The 13,183-nt window shown below is 70.0% G+C and carries 8 protein-coding genes; all 8 read left to right on the top strand.

The features are described 5' to 3' along the window. Positions 1 to 143: 143 nt before the first annotated feature. The 8 genes from Mterra_RS03085 (at position 144) to Mterra_RS03060 (ending at position 13,047) form a co-directional block, all read left to right on the top strand. The gene (locus Mterra_RS03085; RefSeq protein ID WP_119313831.1) at positions 144 to 3,299 is read left to right on the top strand and encodes an ATP-binding protein; all 3,156 of its coding nucleotides are present in this window, start codon (positions 144 to 146) and stop codon (positions 3,297 to 3,299) included. 193 nt (positions 3,300 to 3,492) lie between these two features. Continuing rightward, positions 3,493 to 5,424: an AfsR/SARP family transcriptional regulator gene (locus tag Mterra_RS03080; RefSeq protein ID WP_119313830.1), complete on the top strand. Its 1,932-nt coding sequence runs from the start codon at positions 3,493 to 3,495 to the stop codon at positions 5,422 to 5,424. A gap of 402 nt (positions 5,425 to 5,826) precedes the next feature. After that, positions 5,827 to 5,982, top strand: a complete 156-nt coding sequence (locus Mterra_RS22150) for a hypothetical protein (protein WP_170159532.1) — start codon at positions 5,827 to 5,829, stop codon at positions 5,980 to 5,982. Between the two features lie 142 nt (positions 5,983 to 6,124). Continuing rightward, entirely contained in the window at positions 6,125 to 6,295 is a 171-nt protein-coding gene (locus Mterra_RS22145) for a thiopeptide-type bacteriocin (protein ID WP_157202525.1), read from the top strand. A 115-nt stretch (positions 6,296 to 6,410) separates the two neighbouring features. After that, complete coding sequence (locus Mterra_RS03075) at positions 6,411 to 7,664, top strand: MFS transporter (RefSeq protein WP_119313829.1); 1,254 nt, start codon at positions 6,411 to 6,413, stop codon at positions 7,662 to 7,664. Positions 7,665 to 7,677: 13 nt separating this feature from the next. Next, positions 7,678 to 9,297 carry a YcaO-like family protein gene (locus tag Mterra_RS03070; RefSeq protein WP_119313828.1) on the top strand — a complete coding sequence of 540 codons (1,620 nt, stop codon included), beginning with the start codon at positions 7,678 to 7,680 and terminating at the stop codon, positions 9,295 to 9,297. A 10-nt stretch (positions 9,298 to 9,307) separates the two neighbouring features. Then, on the top strand, positions 9,308 to 11,914 hold the full coding sequence (locus tag Mterra_RS03065; protein WP_119313827.1) for a lantibiotic dehydratase: 2,607 nt from the start codon (positions 9,308 to 9,310) through the stop codon (positions 11,912 to 11,914). Further along, on the top strand, positions 11,911 to 13,047 hold the full coding sequence (locus Mterra_RS03060) for a lantibiotic dehydratase C-terminal domain-containing protein (RefSeq protein ID WP_119313826.1): 1,137 nt from the start codon (positions 11,911 to 11,913) through the stop codon (positions 13,045 to 13,047). The genes Mterra_RS03065 and Mterra_RS03060 overlap by 4 nt, the downstream gene beginning before the upstream one ends. Positions 13,048 to 13,183 lie beyond the last annotated feature (136 nt).

Raw genomic sequence — 13,183 nt, 5'->3', positions numbered from 1 at the left:
TCCGGTGCAGAGCTTCCCGCCAGCTCCGGGGGCCAGGCAGGCTTTGGATGTGCTGCGTGGCGGTTATCCTTAAATGCTCACTGATATGCTAGCGTCCTGCTCGCGGCTTTAGCGCAACCGCCTCGAGCCAGGGTGGAACGAGGATGAAAGCGACCCAATCCCCCCAGGGTGTCCCCACTCCCCAGGCGGCGACTTTGCTGGCCAGGCTCGAGGGCTTGTGCCGCCACGAGCCCATGCCTCCTTTGGGGCTGTGGGGTGAAGCCGGGGTGGGCAAGACCTGGCTCAGCCGGCATCTGCTCGAGGCGGCGGGCTGCCGCAGCGTGAGAGTGGCGGCGACCACGAGGACCGATTCCCTGGTCGCATCCATCCCCCTCTCGCCCGGCTTACGGGGATGGGTGGAGAAGGCACGCGAGAAGCTGGTGAGGGGACACCACCTTGAGCCCGAACAGGCCGTGGGTACCCTTGCCGCGCTGTTGGAAAGGCTGGCTCCTTTCATCGTGCAAGTCGAGGACCTGGACGAGGCCAGCCCTGAACGCCTAGAGCTGTGGACGGCGCTGGCACGCGCCCTCAGCCCAGGGGTAATCCTGATCGCCACCAGCCGCACCCCGCCGCCTGCGCCCTTCGAAAACCACCGCGTCGAGCCGCTCAGCGCCGAGGCTTCGGCGGCGCTGCTCCAGAGGCAAGGCCCCCATGAGCTGCCCGAGGAAGCGACCACCTGGATCTACACCCGCGCCCAGGGGAACCCGCTCTTCACGCTGGAATACTACCGTTACCTGACCCGCCAGGGTTACTTGTGGAGCGACGGCAGACTCTGGCGCTGGCGGAGCCCTCCTGCAGAATCCGTCCCGCCCACGGTGGAGGCGCTGATCGCCCAGGGCCTCGTCGCGGCTGCCGACTCACCGCAGGTGCAGGCCGTGCTGGGGGCTCGTGCCTTGCTGCCTGCGGATGCCTCCCAAAGCCTGTGGATCAGGGTGGCCCAGGTAAGCCCTGCCGAGTTCGAGGAAGTCCGGGCCCGTCTCGAGCGGGCTGGAATCCTCCTGGGCCAGAGGTTCATCCACCCCCTGTTTGGCGAGGTCGCCCGGAGCCAGCTCGACCCCAGCCTTCACCGCGTGCTGGCTCGCCGGGCGCTGGAAGCCCTGGAGACGGGAGATTCCCTGGAGGCCGTTCGTTACCTCGAGGCCGCCCAGCTCGACCCTGAGCAGGCCCTCAAACTTCTGGAACGCGCCTCCGAGGCCGCCCTAGCGCAGGGCAAGGGCCTTGAGGCCCTCGCCCTGCTGACCCGGGCCGTGACCCTGGCCCAAGGGCCAGCCCGCGCACGGCTGGCCCGGATGGCCCTAAAGTCGTTGCGGGGAATGGACCGGCCCGAGTCAGTACATATGGCCCAGAAAGCACTGGAGATCGATCCGGATTGCTTCGAGGCAGTGTATGCGCTCGCCCGGAGCCTGGCCCTCCAGGAGCACACCGAAGAAGCCGTGGCCAAGATCGAAGCATTCTCCGGCATGGTCACGGCAGAGGAGCGGTTGCTGGCCCATATTCACGTGCGCATCATCGGTGGAGACGGCGAGGGCGCCCTGGCCGTATGGAACGCCCACCCGGAGATCCATGCCAGCCCCCTGATACGTCCGATCCTGCACGCTTTGGGGGCTGGGTTGGCCAAGGCAGGCCGGCAAGCCGAGGCCAAGCGCTTTCTGCTCCAGGCCTTAGAGCGAACGGACCTCAACAAGGTGCAGCGGATAGGTCTCATGCAGACGTATGCCAATCGCCTCGGCCAGGAAGGGGACTACAAAGGTGCCGACGACTGCTGCACCCAGGCTCTGCAGATCCTGGCCGAAGTGGAGCCCGACCCTGCATGGGCGGTGCTGTCCCGGCGCTGGAAGTGGAGCCTGCTCTTCAGCCGGGGAAGTGCGCGGATGGGCCTGGGACAGTTGCAAGAAGCATTGGAGGATTACCGCGCCGCCATGGACGTTGCTACAGAGTTGGGCAATGGGCAGCAATTCGCCCAAGCGCAAGCCGTGTACGCGGAATGTCTGCTAGAGCTGGGGTATTACGAACAGGCCGAGGAAGCCTTGCTGGAAAGCCTGCGGGTGCTGGGACGCGCTGAGTCTTCGCGCTCGATCTACCCTACTGAGTACGTCATGGCCCGGCTGTACCTGGAGTGGCCACCGCCCGCGCGAACCGCGCTGGCTCTGCGGCACGCTCGAGTGGCCGTCGATCACCTGCGCAAGGCCAACATCCGCCCGGAACTGGCCCGCGTGTTACCGGTACTGGCTCGAGCACGGATCGCGGTAGATGACGTGGAATCTGCCCTCGAGCACCTTGCTGAAGCCGAGTCCATCGCCCTGCGGATTAGCAGCCCAGTGCTCCAGGCACAAATTCAGTGGGTCAGAGGTTTGGCCCTGGAGCAACTTGGCCGCCGGGAAGAGGCTGTAGCGAGTTTGCAGCAGGCGGTGAGCCTGGTTCCTGGCTGCGCGCCCCTGCTCACGGAGCGGATTGGGCTGGATCATGACCGCTTGACGGGAAACTGGGAGGCAGGGCGAAGCCGGACACAGCGGTTGGAGTCCCTCGGCGCCAAACATGCCGCGGCTGTGGGGTCCCGCTGCTTCTGGCAAGAAACTTCTGCTCAGGCCGCAGGAAAGGAGGCCGTCCAACCTCCGGTGAGCCTGGCAGTGTTGGGAACGCTGGAGGTCAGGGTAGCGGGCACCAGGGTTACTGAATTGGGTCAAATGGCGAGGGAACTGTTGACCCTGCTGCTGGAAGCCCGGATGCAGGGGTTGGGCGAGGTGCCCGACCTCGAGCTCCTGGACGCGCTTTACTCAGGTTGGGAAGAACGCAAGGCGCTTGGCGCTTTAAGGTCGCTGATCTACCGCACCCGAAGCCTCCTGGGCGCTGCGGTGATCTTGCGTACCGGAGGTGGGTACGCCTTGGGAGCGGCAACTTCAGACGCCGAGGAGTTCCTCCGTTCCAAAGATACCCGCCTCTGGCGCGGACCCTATCTCGGCCAGACCGGAAAGAACGCAGGGTCGCTGATCGAAGATCGGCTGTACATGGTGCTGCGGGAGAGGGCCTGGGGGTTGCTCGAGTCCGATCCCGAGGAAGCCTTGCGGCTAAGCTACCTGCTCCTCGAGGCCGACCCCTACGCCGGCGACGCGCTTTCCCTAGGACTGCGGGCGCTGCTCTTGCTGGACAACCCAGGCGCGGCCGAGCGCTTCTACCGCAGGCACTGCCGACGCTTCACCGAGGTGGGCGAGCAACTCCCCCTGCGGTGGCAGGAATTCCTCGATCGGAACGGGGTTCATTAGTAGCTCCGGCGTGAGTTTGTCGGGGGGCAGGGTAACAAACTCACGCCGGAGCTACTTAGCCTGTAGGCCGCCTCATGCGGTGTGATCTGGACACTGTGTCCTGCCCCTTGCTTGCCCAGCGCCCACTTATTTGCTAAACATAGTAGATAAGCGGTACGCGTGGGCGGTCAATTGGGTGAGCGGGTGGGTCTATATGGACAGCCGGGACCACACCAACATCGGCGCAAACCGATTGCTCGAGCGTTTGCTGGCCGGGGACAGTGATTCGGCGTGGAGGCTCTACCAGGGCCTCGAGAACCCCACGCCGCTGGAGGACCGGTTCGCGGGTACGGCCCTGCTCAACCTGGGAGAGGCTGGCCGGGCGAAGAACCTGCTGCTGCGGGCGCGGGCACGCGGGTGCCCCGAGGCGGGGATCGAACTGTCGACCGTGGCCCGGAGCCTGGGGGATTTCCGGCTCGCCCACAAGGCCCTCCAGGGCCTCGACCCCACCGCGCTGTCGGACTTTGACAAGTGCCTGTTCTCCCGGGAGAAGGGCATGCTGCTCTACGAGACGGGGAGGCTCGAGGACGCCATCGAGCACCTCGAGGAGGCTTGGGGTAACACGTTCCGCACCCCCCTCGCCGAAGCCCTGAAGCCGCCGATCCTGCACGCGCTGGGCTTCCTCTACTCCCTCAAGGGCTTCGAGCACCAGGCCACGGAGTGCTTCGACAGCGCGCTGAGCAACGCCTCACCGGCCCGCCGCCTGATGGTGCTCTCCAGCCGGGCGCTGAGCCTGATCTACCTGGGCCGCTACGACCAGGCCGCCGCCGATCTGGCGGCCATCGAGGCCGCCGCCAGCAGGCCCCCCGTGGTCGAGCTTGGCTACTTGTACGCCCGCGCGCTGCTGGCCAAGGCGCTGGGGGACCGCGGCAGCGCCAAGGAACTGTTCTGCCGCTGTGCCGAGCGGGCCGAGCACTACTCGCAGCGGGACTTCGAGAGCTACGCCGACCTCTCCCTCGTCAGCCTCTACACCGCCGACGGCGATACCGCCCAGGCTCGCAAGTACCTCGCCAAGGCCCGGGGCCGGGTCGCCTCCGAACGGGCCGGTCTCATGCTCTCGTTGCGGGAGGGGGTCTTGGCCGGCGCGGAGGGAGCGACGCAGCTGGCCGAGGTGGCGGAACAGTTCGAGCGTGGACACTTCTACCGCGAGGCCAGTTGGGCCTGGGCGCACCTGGCCAATGCCTATTTGAAGCAGCAAAACTCCGCGATGGCCGAGCTGGTGTTGAACAAGGCCATCGACGCCTGCCACACCCTGAGGTCGGTCGCGGCGCTCAGCCCTGAGCTCAGGCTGATGCCCGAATTGCTGGAGTACATGGCCTCGCTAGCGCCCGACCGGTACGCGGCCGGGTTCTACCAGGAGTACCTCAGGCTTAGCGCCGCCAAGCCCGGCCTGCGGCGGCTTCGCCTGGTGAGCCTAGGGGCTTCGCGGCTACTGCTGGACGGTCAGCCCGTACGCCTAGGGCTCTCCCGCAGCCTCGAGGTGCTCGCCTACCTCCTGCGCAAGCCGGGGAACAGCCTGGAGGGGATCCTGGCCGACCTGTTCCCCGACGCCGACCCCAAGCAGGCCCGCAATTACTTTCACCAGACCCGCTACGACCTCGAGGGCGCGGCCCCTGGGCTTTCCATCCCTTTCGACCGGCTCCGCCGTAGCTACTCGGTGCAATTCGAGGACCTCGACTTCTCCTGGGACGCCGACGACGTGCTAAGCGCCCTCAACACGCCCGAGCCCCAGACTGTGCTCGAGCTCTTCGAGCTGTACCGGGGGCCTTTCCTGCCCGCGGCCAGCAGCGAATGGGCGGAAATGGAGCGTGAGGAGTTGGCTTGGTCGGCGCTCAAAATCGGGCTACAGATCCTCGAGCGGTGGTTCGAGCAGGGGATGTACCGGGAGTGCTTGGCCCTGGGACGCCGCCTGCTCGAGATCGACCCCTGCAGCGAACCCCTCAGCTACTACATCATCGAGTCGGTGCGCTCGCTCGAGGGGGAGATCGCCGCCCGGCTCGAGTATGAGCGGATCTGCGAGCGGTACCGCCGCGAACTGGGGGAAGTGCCGCCTGCGGTGCGCAAGCTGATGCCCCGATCGAACTGAGAGCGTTTCCCACGAATGCCCCGCACGACCGACCGGGTTGTGCAGGGTCAAGCCCCGCGGTGTGCTGCCATCACACCGCCGGTCCGGCCCGCTCCCCGCCGACACGCGGCGCCTCCGGGCCACCCCCATGCCGGGCCCGCGCTCGGGGCAGCCGCAGGGCCCGGTTCTTCCGGGGTCGCTGGGGTGGAAGGGTCGCACCAGCCCGGCCGGGCTGGCCGCGTATTCCGGGCATTCCGCCTGCCCAGGTGCCGGGGAACAAGCCCTTCTGGACGGCTGAAAACCGGTCGCTGGGCAGGGGGCAGGCCCGGTTCGTGCAGCGGCCGTGTATCAATACGTTTGCAATACGGGGCCTGTCTATCCTGCGGCCAGAGATAAGGAACGGAAGTCAGCGGAGGTGAAGAGATGAAGAAGATGCAGCAAGCCGTGGTCTCCCTAACCTTCCTCGCACTCGCCCTCTTCGCGCAAGCTCTGGCGGACCCGGCGAACGTCGGCAGCGGCCTTGGCAGCGCAGTATCGATCCCCACCGGCCAGTCGGCGCCAGTGCCCAGCGGTCGGTAGAAGACGCAAGCCCGAAAGATTGTGCCACTCAGGTCTGGTCTGAGCGTTCCCGGGAGCTCAGCGCCCAGATTGCCAATCGCCAGGCCCCGACGGAGTGGGGTGGACCGAGCCACCGAGGGCCCGGCACATGAAGGAGGAGGTTATGGACAATACCAAGAACACCCCCAAGCCCGAAGACATCCAGGCCGACTTCAACCTCGAAGACCTCGACCTCAACGACGTGAAAGTGCTGGCTGAGAGCGACAGCTACGCCCTGCCGGAGGCCGGAGCCAGCATCGGCAAGTTCTCCTGCACCATCGTCATCACCAAGTAAACGGCTGCTCGACGCCCGTCAATCTGTCCCAGTTCGGCTCTCGGGCTCAGGGCTGGGACAGATCCTTTCCTCAGGGCCGACGTGACCGGGCTCGAGCCCCGACCAGGAGGAGGCAATGGCAAGGACCCCCCCATCCAAGCTCTGGAACCGCGACTTCACCATCGTGTGGCTGGGCAACGCCCAGTCCGACCTGGGCAGCGCCCTGAGCACCGTCGCCCTGGCCTACTTGGTGCTCGACCTCACCGGCTCGGTGGCCGCCACCGGGATGGTGCTGGCCCTCGGCATGCTGCCGGGCCTGTTGGCCCCCTTCGCAGGCACCCTGGTCGACCGCGTCCCGCTCAAGGCGCCGCTGCTGCTGGGCGATCTGTGCAAGGGGCTGCTGGGGCTGGGGGTGTGGTACCTGGCGGTCCGGGGTGAGCTCAGCCCCGACGTGTTGTATGCGGTGGCCCTGCTCCAAGGGGGGATTAACACCTTCTACAATTCGGCCTTTCGCGCCTGGCTCCCCCAGTTGGTCCCTGCGGGCGAGCTGGCCCGCGCGAACGGCCTGATGGGCGTGGCGAGCCAGTCCACGACGGTGGTGGGGCTGGTGGCCGGGGGCTTCCTGGTTTCGCTGCTGGGCAGCGCCACCGTGATCCTCCTTGACGCGGCTTCCTTCTTGCTGATGGCCGGGCTCCTGCTGCTGGTCTCGAACCCTCCGCGCCCCGCCCGCGCCGGCGAGAACACCTACTTCCAGGACCTGCGCGAGGGCCTGGTTACGCTGTGGGCTTCGCCGATCCTGCGCCTCATCCCGCTGCTGGGGTTCTTCGCCATGGCGGCCTTCGCCCCCCTCAACTCGGCGATGCCCAAACACATGCTCGACCTGGGCGGCGGTCCTGAGGCCTTCGGGGTGTTCGTCGCGCTCGTAAGCGCGGGCATGCTCCTGGGCAGCATGGCGGTCACGTGGCTGGGGGCCCGCTTCGACGCGCGGCGCTCGGTGACGCTGGGCTACGGCCTGGCGGCGGCGGGGTTCACGCTCCTGGCGCTGGCCGGCTCCTACGTGCCGGCCCTCGCGGCGGCGGTGGTGATCGGCCTGGGCGTGGGGCTCGTGACCCTCGCCAACACCTACCTCCTGCAGACCCTCGTCCCGCACGGCCAGCTAGGGCGCGCCTTCGGCGTGCTCGAGGCCACCGGCCAACTGGGCATGCCGCTGACCCTTCTGGCCCTCGCCGGCTTCATCGACCGGGTCAGCCTGCCCTGGGTTTTCGCGGGGGCCGCGGCCGTGACCGCCGCCCTGACGCTCGCCTGGGCGGTGGTGGCCCGAGGGCAGAGGGCACAGGCTGGCGAGCCCGTGTTCCAGGTGGCCGAGGCGGGCGGGAGCGCCGCCGATTAACCCGGGGGCAGCGATGAGCGCGGTGCGGCAACTGGAGCGGAGCACTGGCCCCTTCGGCCCGGAGCCGGGTGGCCGGCTGGCGGCCGCTGGCTCCCGCTACCTCTGGATCTCGCCCGGCACGCACACCGCCGAGGAGCAGGCCCGGCTGCACGGCCTGCTGTCCGACTGGGACCCCACCGCCGCGACCCCCCTCACCGACCTCGAGCGGCGCCACCCCTTCGCGCGGGTGTGGCTCGAGCTGTGGTCCGGCAACCCCGCGCGCTCCTGGCTGAGGCTCGACCTGCTGGAGGGCCAGCTCCAGGTCATTCCCCTCCAGGAGGGGGCCGGGCCCGAGCCCTTCCTGTCCCCGCGCCCCGAGCACGTGGACGGGAGCTGCCGTCAGGCCAGGCCCCGCCACCTGGCCCCTGGGCTCAGGGCTTGGCTGCACGGGGAGGTGGTGCGTGAGGACGGGGTGCGGGGCGCGGCGGTGAGCCGCTGCGACCTCCCGCTGGGCCCACACAGCGTTCCCACCTTCGGCCGGACCAACAACTACCGCGACGCCGAGCTGGGGGCGCTGTTGGAGGCGCTTGAGCGCAAGGCCAGCACCGACACGGGGCAGCTCGAGGTCATCCGGGGTAGCTGTTCGCGCCTCTGCCGTGAGCACCCGCTCCTCGACCCCCTCAGCCTGGTCCAACCCCGCCCCGAGGACCTGCGCCACGTGCCTGGGCTGGTGCCCTACGACCCAGACCTGCCCATCGAGTGGGTGTGGGGGTACTCGTTCCGCCGGCAGGGGCCTGTCCTGGTGCCCGCGGCCCACGCTTTCCTGGGCTATGTGGGTCACCCGCGCTTCGTGAACGAGACCTCCAGCGGGACGGCGCTGGGGGCCAGCCTCGAGGAGGCGCTGCTGCACGCGCTGTTCGAGGTGCTCGAGCGCGACGCGCTCCTGATGACCTGGTACACCCGTTCGCCGGCGCGGCGCATCGACCCCCAAGTCCTGGGGCGGCGCGAGGTCGGGGTGCAGCTCGACTGGGCCGCGCGCTTGGGGTACGAGGCGCGGCTTTACGACATCACGCAGGAGGCCGGGCTGCCGACCGTCTGGGCCCTGCTGGTCCGCACCGACGGCGGCGCCCCCTACTCCCTCAGCGGGGCCGCGGCCCACGCCCGGACCTGGCGGGCGGCCCGGGCGGCCCTGACCGAAGCGCTGACCTCGCTGCAGCTCACCTTTGACCTCTACGACCCGGGCCAGGCCCGGCAGTGCCTGCACGACCCCGGCGCGGTGGAGGGTGAATTGCACCACTACCTCCGCTTCGCCCATCCCGAAAGCGCTGTCCTGCTGGACTTCCTGTCCGGCGAGGCGGTCGTGCCCTCGAGCCTGGAGGCCCGCGACCGGGACTGGCCCGGCGGCATCACCGCCAAGCTGGTCGTGCTGGTCGAACGCCTGCTGCGGCACCACCCCGACGTGGTCTTCGTCGATCTCACGCCCCCCACCCTGCGCGGGCACGGCCTGCACTGCGTGCGGGCCCTGGTGCCCGACGCGCTGCCCCTGACCTTCGGGCACCGGCAGCGCCGGGTTCACGCCTGCGCGCGGCTACGCCGCCGCCTGCCGCCGGGGGCCGACCTCGAGCCCCTCTTCACCCCACACCCCTTCGCCTGAAAGGAGGCCCATGACCCTACCCGCGACCCTCACCCCACCCCGCCGTGCCGGCCCCACCGGCTGGAGCCCCGCGGACTTCGCCGTGCTCCGCTTCGGGAGCGTGCCTGCGGGGGTGCTGGAGCAACTGCGCTTCGACAGCGCCGAGCTCGCCCGCCGCCACCTCGATCTGGAGGGCCGCCTGCGCCGCTCGGCCGAGACGCTGGGCCTGGAGCTCGAGGCCCGGGTAGCCGAGGCGGGGGGGCGGCGCGAGCTGCGCCTGGCGCTGATCAACCTGCGGCGGAGCATCCGGGAAGGGCGGGCGCCGTCCGAGCGGGACCTGGCGGTGCTGCGGGCCGAAGACCACCCCGCCCTGCCCTCCGTGCAGGCCTGGGCCGCGTCGCGCCAGGAACTCCAGGGGCTCGAAGCCCGCTTCGAGCGTGAATTCCTGCAGGAGTACGGGCGGGTGCAGCAGCGCCTGAAGGAAGCGGTGGTTCGCTCCGAGGACCTACTGGCCGCGCTCGAGGCCACCGCGCCCGACTTCCTCGACAGCCTCCAGCAGTACCTCGCCGCCGCGCCCAGCCCCCCGAGCACCTGGCGAAAGGTCGAGAACACCTTGACGGTCTACCTCAGCCGTTGCGCTCTCAAGACCAGCCCGCTGAGCCGCTTCACCCACACCGCGCTGGGGCGTGCCGGGGCTGCCCCACAAGGCGCGGCCTTCTGCGCCCGGGTTGACCTGCACCGCGCCCTGGTCGAGGAGGTGTACCGCCACGTGCTGGGCCACCCCGACCTGCAGCCCTACCTCCCCCTGGCCCTCAACCCCGACCTGGCCCGCGGCGACGGCGGCTGGACGCTGCTGCAACGCCAGCGCGACGCGCAGGGCCGAGCCCGCGACCGCTGGCTGCAACTGCCCACCTCCCCGGCGCTGCAGGCCGTGGGGGAGCTGCTCGAGGGGGGGCCTCTGGCCAGGGGCAACCTCGAACAGGCCCTGTGCCACAGGCTAGGGGTGCCGGAGGGCCAGGCCGGGCGGGTGCGCGGCTTCGTCGAGCAGCTCCTCGAGCGCCAGGTGCTGCTCCACGCCGAGGGCTTCGCCGACATGACCCCCGACCCGCTGGGCCGGCTCGAGGCCTTCCTGACCGCCCTGCCGCTCGAGCGTGCCCGGGGCTGGGCCGAAGAGCTCCGCCGGCTGCGGGCTTGCCTGCGGCAGTACGGCCGGACCGACCACCGCACCCGCCGTGGCCTGCGACGCCGGGTCGAGGAAGCCCTCGCGGGCCTCCTGCCGCCGGGCGCGCCCCTGCCGCCGCCCGGGCGGCTGCTCTGCGAGAACAGCGTGGCCCGCCTCCCCGGGCTGGGGCCCCTCCCCGAGCTCTGCACCGACGAACTGCAGGGCGTGGCCCGCCTGGCGCTGCTGGTGGGGCAGGCCAACCGCCAGCACCTGGCCCTGGTCGAGCGCTTCGTCGGGCGCTTCGGGCCGGGGGCCCAGGCCCCGCTGCAGGAATTCCTGCTGGGCAGCGGCCCACCTTGCCCCCACGGCCGGGACTACCTGGATGGCCTGGCCCAGGCCCGGCAGGAGGCCGAGCGAGCCGTCGAGGCCGTGCTCGAGCGGGTGCGGGCGCTTATGGAGGCCGACCCGCAGGCCGACGAGATCGACCTGGGCGTCGATTGGGCCAACACCCAGCTCCCGCACCGGCTGCCCGGGCGCCCGGTCCGTGCCCTGAGCCTCTTCCTGCAGGCGGCGGGTTCTTCCGGCGCGCCCGCCACCTGGGTGCTCAACAGCGTGTCGAAGGGCTTCGGGGCTCTGGCGGTTCGTGCGCTGGCGGCCCTGGGCGACGGGCCGGAGGTCGGCGGGCTGGCCCGCGACGTGGCCGCCTCGCTGGCCCGGGCGTACCCCGGCAAACGGCCCCTGCAGCTCGCGTTCAAGACCGACAGCACCATCAACGCCTTCCCGGCCCTCCTGCCCGAACGGCTGTGCGCCCCCGGCAACCTCGAGCCCGGGCTGCGCGTCCAGGACCTTTGGGTGCGGCACAACCCGCACGAGCACAGCCTGGAGTTGCTGCACCGGGGCCAGGAGGTGCTGCCGGTGTACATCAGCAGCTACACCCCTGAACTGCTGGCGCCGCTGGAGCGTGACCTGGCCTACCTGGCGCCGCTGGCGGGCTTCCGGGCCTACTTCGCCGAGGTGTTGCACGCCCGCCAGCCCGGCGCGCGCCGCCGGTGGCCGCGGGTGCGGCTGGGGTCGGTCGTGCTGGCCCGCCGGGCTTGGGTGCTGCCCGAGCCCCAGCGGTTGGCACGGGCGAAGGGGGAGGGCGATTTCCGCTACTGGCGGCGGCTACTGGCCTGGTCCGAAGCCGAGGGCGTGCCCCGGCGCTTCTTCCTCTACCCCGACCGCTGGCAGGCTCTGCAGCAGGACGTCCACGAGCAAATCTCCAAGACGAGCCTGTTGAAGCCGCAGTACATCGACCTCGACAGCTTCTTCTTCGTGCGCGTCCTCGAGCGCTGCCTGGCCGAGGTGTGCGGCGCGGCCTGGCTGCAGGAGGCCCTCCCGGCGCCCGGGGAGGGGACGGTGGTCGTCGACGGGGAACGCTACGTCGGCGAGTGGTGCGTGGAACTTCGCTCGGAAGGGGGTGCATACCGGCCATGAGCCCACAGCACGGGTCGAACTGGGTCACCCTGCGGGTGTTTTACCACGACCCGCAGAAGGACCACCTGATGCGCGAGGGGTTGCGGCCCCCGCTGGAAGACCTCGTCGGCGAGGGACTGGTGCAGGGCTACTTCCTGCGCCGCAACTGGCACCACGGCCCTCACGTGCGCGCCAACCTGCGCTTGGGTGACGAGCAGCACCTCGCCCAGGTGCAGCGGCGGTTGGAGGAGGCGCTGGCCCGGTACTTCGCGGCCCACCCCTCGCCCACGTCCCTCACGCCGGACGCTTACCTGGAGCGCTACGGAACCCTGGCGGGCCTCGAGCTCATCGACGAGCCCATGCTGCCGCTGTTCGAGAACCACACCCTCTTGTGGAGCCCCCTGCTGCTGAGGGAGCGCCGTTACGGTTCCCCGGCGGTCGTGCGCGTCGCCAAGGACTTCATGCTCTGCTCGCAGCCCCTCATCGACTGGCTGCTCGAGCACGACCCCCCCAACGCGCGCCTGGAGGCCTTCGCCCGGCTGATGTTCGGCTTCACCGTGGCCTTCGAGGGTAAGTCCGAGCCCCGGTTCGCCTCCCCGCCCTCGGTCGCGGTGAGCTTCCGCTCCCACGCCATCGCCTTCTACCACAACCTGCCTGAAGGAGAGGCCCTCGAACGGCGCTTCCAGGCGCTCGCCCGGCGGCTCCAGCCCCACCTGGACCGGTGGTTCGACCAGGCCCTGCGCCACGAGCCCGCCGAGGTCGGTCGCTGGGCCGAGCTGCTGGCGCAGACTTACGACCGGCTCTGGCAGGTCATGCAGGAGGGTGAGTTCTGGATCCCCTGGCAGGAGGACTACGAGGCCGAGGCGCAGGCCCTGCCCGAGGGGGTGAGCCTGCCACTGCTGAGCGCGAGCCCCGACCACCAGGGCCAGCATGTCCGCGGCAGCGAGCTCTACCGCCTGCAGCGCGAGCCGGAGATCCAGGTGCGCCGCCTGCTGGTGAACCTGATGTACGAGTGCCTGCTGGCGGCCGGTTGCCGCCCCCTCGACCGGCTGTTGCTGTGCGAGCTGGTCGCCTCCACCGTCCACGCCCGCTACCCGGACAAGGAGGCCTGGTGGCCGCGTGCTCGGGAGACCGGGCTGGAGGTGGGGCCGTGAACGCTTATCGCAGCTTCCACTCCCGCACCAGCTACTTGCGCGACCGCCCGCCCTCGGTCCGTCCCGTGCCGGCCTGCCCTGACCCGCCGCAGGGGGGCATCCCCCTCCCCTGGGCCCCCCTGCGGCGGGTCAGGGC

The organism is Calidithermus terrae (assembly GCF_003574345.1).
Classification (GTDB): domain Bacteria; phylum Deinococcota; class Deinococci; order Deinococcales; family Thermaceae; genus Calidithermus; species Calidithermus chliarophilus.
This window is presented reverse-complemented; position numbering and strand designations above follow the sequence as displayed.

Bases quoted from the DNA above. Each gene is read 5' to 3' on its own strand.
- Mterra_RS03070 (WP_119313828.1), top strand. From the start codon at position 7,678: ATGAGCGCGGTGCGGCAACTGGAGCGGAGCACTGGCCCCTTCGGCCCG.
- Mterra_RS22150 (WP_170159532.1), top strand. From the start codon at position 5,827: ATGAAGAAGATGCAGCAAGCCGTGGTCTCCCTAACCTTCCTCGCACTC.
- Mterra_RS03085 (WP_119313831.1), top strand. From the start codon at position 144: ATGAAAGCGACCCAATCCCCCCAGGGTGTCCCCACTCCCCAGGCGGCG.
- Mterra_RS22145 (WP_157202525.1), top strand. From the start codon at position 6,125: ATGGACAATACCAAGAACACCCCCAAGCCCGAAGACATCCAGGCCGAC.
- Mterra_RS03065 (WP_119313827.1), top strand. From the start codon at position 9,308: ATGACCCTACCCGCGACCCTCACCCCACCCCGCCGTGCCGGCCCCACC.
- Mterra_RS03060 (WP_119313826.1), top strand. From the start codon at position 11,911: ATGAGCCCACAGCACGGGTCGAACTGGGTCACCCTGCGGGTGTTTTAC.
- Mterra_RS03075 (WP_119313829.1), top strand. From the start codon at position 6,411: ATGGCAAGGACCCCCCCATCCAAGCTCTGGAACCGCGACTTCACCATC.
- Mterra_RS03080 (WP_119313830.1), top strand. From the start codon at position 3,493: ATGGACAGCCGGGACCACACCAACATCGGCGCAAACCGATTGCTCGAG.